Origin of the sequence: Mycobacterium sp. (assembly GCF_035603715.1) — a bacterium.
Lineage (GTDB): Bacteria > Actinomycetota > Actinomycetes > Mycobacteriales > Mycobacteriaceae > Mycobacterium.
This window is the reverse complement of the sequence record NZ_DATNJW010000515.1, coordinates 1-2,745: the sequence shown is the minus strand read 5'-3', so window position 1 is coordinate 2,745 and position 2,745 is coordinate 1. Positions and strand designations below refer to the sequence as shown.

Annotated in this window: 3 protein-coding genes and 1 pseudogene; all 4 read left to right on the top strand. The window is 61.6% G+C overall.

Annotated elements, in window-relative coordinates:
• The coding region (locus VN856_RS21360; protein ID WP_325692657.1) for an aconitase X at positions 1–1,366 on the top strand (1,366 nt) is incomplete at its 5' end.
• A gap of 35 nt (positions 1,367–1,401) precedes the next feature.
• The gene (locus tag VN856_RS21355; protein WP_325692655.1) at positions 1,402–1,842 is read left to right on the top strand and encodes an aconitase X swivel domain-containing protein; all 441 of its coding nucleotides are present in this window, start codon (positions 1,402–1,404) and stop codon (positions 1,840–1,842) included.
• Positions 1,843–1,898: 56 nt separating this feature from the next.
• Positions 1,899–2,057, top strand: a pseudogene (locus VN856_RS21350) (MarR family transcriptional regulator); the annotation flags it as partial.
• Positions 2,054–2,476, top strand: coding sequence for an organic hydroperoxide resistance protein (locus tag VN856_RS21345; RefSeq protein WP_325692653.1), 423 nt, complete (start codon positions 2,054–2,056; stop codon positions 2,474–2,476). The pseudogene VN856_RS21350 and the gene VN856_RS21345, both read left to right, overlap by 4 nt.
• Positions 2,477–2,745 lie beyond the last annotated feature (269 nt).

The following is a 2,745-nucleotide window of genomic DNA, read 5'->3' as shown; positions in this document are numbered from 1 at the left end:
CGAAAATATGATTCTCACCGACGAAGAGCAGGCCATCCTGGACGGGTCTCAGGGACCCGTGATGGCCAAGATCATGAAGACCGTCGTCACTTTCGGCGACACCTTCGGAGCCGAACGCTTGGTTCCCCTCGACCACGCGGTTCACCTGGTCACGTCATTCGGCATGATCGGCCTGGACCCGGTGTTCGACATGATGGACGAGATCATCGCCGCCGGCATCAGAACGCCCGAACCCTTCACCTGTGATCCCAGGCCGTACGACTTCGAGGCGCTGCCCTACGACGACGACATCAAAGAATCAGTCCTCAAGCTGTACGCGAACCAGGATCGCTATGAAGCGCAGTTGCTCAAACTCGGCCTCAAAGACGCTGATTCGTTCTCCTGCGCTTCATACCTACCCGAAGGCGGCAACACCCCGAAGAAGGGCGACGTGCTGGCGTGGGCCGAATCCTCGGCCGCAGTCTTCGCCAACTCGGTGCTCAGTGCCAAGACGAACCGCAATTCCGGTGTCGTGGAATTGTTTTGCGGCATCTTGCATAAGGCTCCCCTGTTCGGGCTGCTCACCGACGAGGGCCGCAAGGCCGACTGGCTGGTCGAGGTGAAGACCGCCGAGAAGCCAAATCCGCAACTGCTCGGCAGCGCACTGGGCATCAAAGTGGTCGGCGACGTGCCGTACCTGGTCGGGCTGGACAAGTTCCTCGGCACCGAAATCACCGATAACGTCCGGGATTTCCTCAAGGACATGGGTGCTGCCAGTGCCTCCAACGGTGCCGTCGGCCTCTATTATGTCGAGAACCTCACTCCAGCCGCCAAAGATCTGGGCAGAAGTGTGCTCAAAGAGGGCTACCAAACGTACGTCATCGACGACGCCGTGCTGGCCCAGACGTACCAGAACTACCCCATCCTGTGGAAAGACCCCGACGCGCAGCCGACGCTGGCCATAATCGGTTGCCCGCACCTGTCGCTGAGTCAGATCTACAGCACCGTCGACCGGATCGACGCGGAACTGAAAAAGGCCGGCCGCCAGCAGGTTCGGCTCAAGACGGTGTTGACGTCGGCGCCGAAGGTCATCGCCAAGTTCAAAGAGGACAAGGACGCCTACGCCCGCCTGCTCAGCCTCGGCCTGCACCTGTCACACGCCTGTTCGCTGATGCATATGAACAACCCGGTCGCGGCCCAGTACCCGGTGCTGACCAACTCCAACAAGCTCCGGACGTATACGACAGCACGGTTCTTCATGGAGCCCGACGTGCTGCATCAGATCGTCTATGGCGACAACGCGTCCAACGAGGGGCAGATGGAGGTCAAGGCGGTACCCGGTCACGGTCTGCCGATCACGATCGCCGATCACCGGCCCATCAAGTAACCCAACAGCAACCCCACCAACGAAAGAGACGATTCATGAAGACATTCAAGGGCCGCGTCATATTGGGCGGCAACCTCGCAGGCGAAGCGCTAGTGACCCACCAGGGATTCAACACTCTGGCGGCATATGTGCAGGGGTTGATAACTAAGTCACCGATCTGCCACGACCAGAACAATCCCGACCTCTACCAGAAGCACATCGCCGGCAAGGTGCTCTGTCTACCGGTGACCATCGGCTCCACCACCGGCGGAATGGTGCTGCAATGCGCAGCCGCCGAAGGCATTGCGCCGGCCGCTATGCTCTACGCCGAGCACATCGATTCCGTATCAGCACCTGGCATCATCCTCGCGGACATCTGGAACGACACCAAGATCGTCACCATCGACCAACTCGGCCGCGACTTCCTCAACGCCGTGCAGGATGGCCAAAAAATCGACGTCTCCTCCGACGGCACCGTCACGGTGTACGACGACTGAGCCGAACTCCTCTGCGATCGACACCCCGCCGACGCGGTCGCCTTCACGATCGTCGAACGCCCGCGGGACGGCGGCTCGAACGCAAGGCCCAATGCATCCCGGAACGGCTCTTCAGCTCGACCGGAATGAATGAGAAAGAAGCCGCGGACCTGCGCGATGCGGTCCGTCACCTCATCGATGCACTCAACGCATCGCTACGAAAGGAAACCGCGTGAAGACCCTGTACACCGCCGAAGCGCTGGCCACCGGCGACGGGCGCGACGGCCACGGCCGCACCTCGGACGGCAAGCTCGATCTCGATCTGGCCATTCCGAAGGAGATGGGCGGCAGCGGCAACGGCACAAACCCGGAGCAGCTGTTCGCCATCGGCTACGGCGCCTGCTACCACTCCGCGCTCCGGCTGGTTGGCCGCCAGGAAAAGGCAGATATCTCGGATTCGGCTGTGGGAGCTCGGGTTTCGCTCGGGCAGCTCGACAACGGCGGCTTCGGCCTTGCGGTGGAACTGGAGGTCACGCTGCCCAACCTGGACCACGACGCCGCGCAGCAGCTTGCCGAGAAGGCGCATCAGGTGTGCCCCTACTCGAACGCCACCCGCGGCAACATCGACGTCAAGCTCGTCGTCACCGACGACTAAGTCCCTCGAGACTGCGGGGAGATCACCGACCGAATCCTCGATATCCCCCGCAGTCTCGGCATGCGCGTCATCCCAGTCGTTTGGCGAACGGCCCGACGCGTGCCATGAACCGGTCGAAGAAGGCGACCGGGTCGACGCCAACGCCGATGAGCGCGTTACCCATCCGTTAGCGGTCACCAACGAGAACGGACACCGCCTACTTCTTGCTGTTCCTCGTCCTCCACGTCTGTACCTTTCCTCGTACTGTTACATCGTGTGTGGCTCCCTTC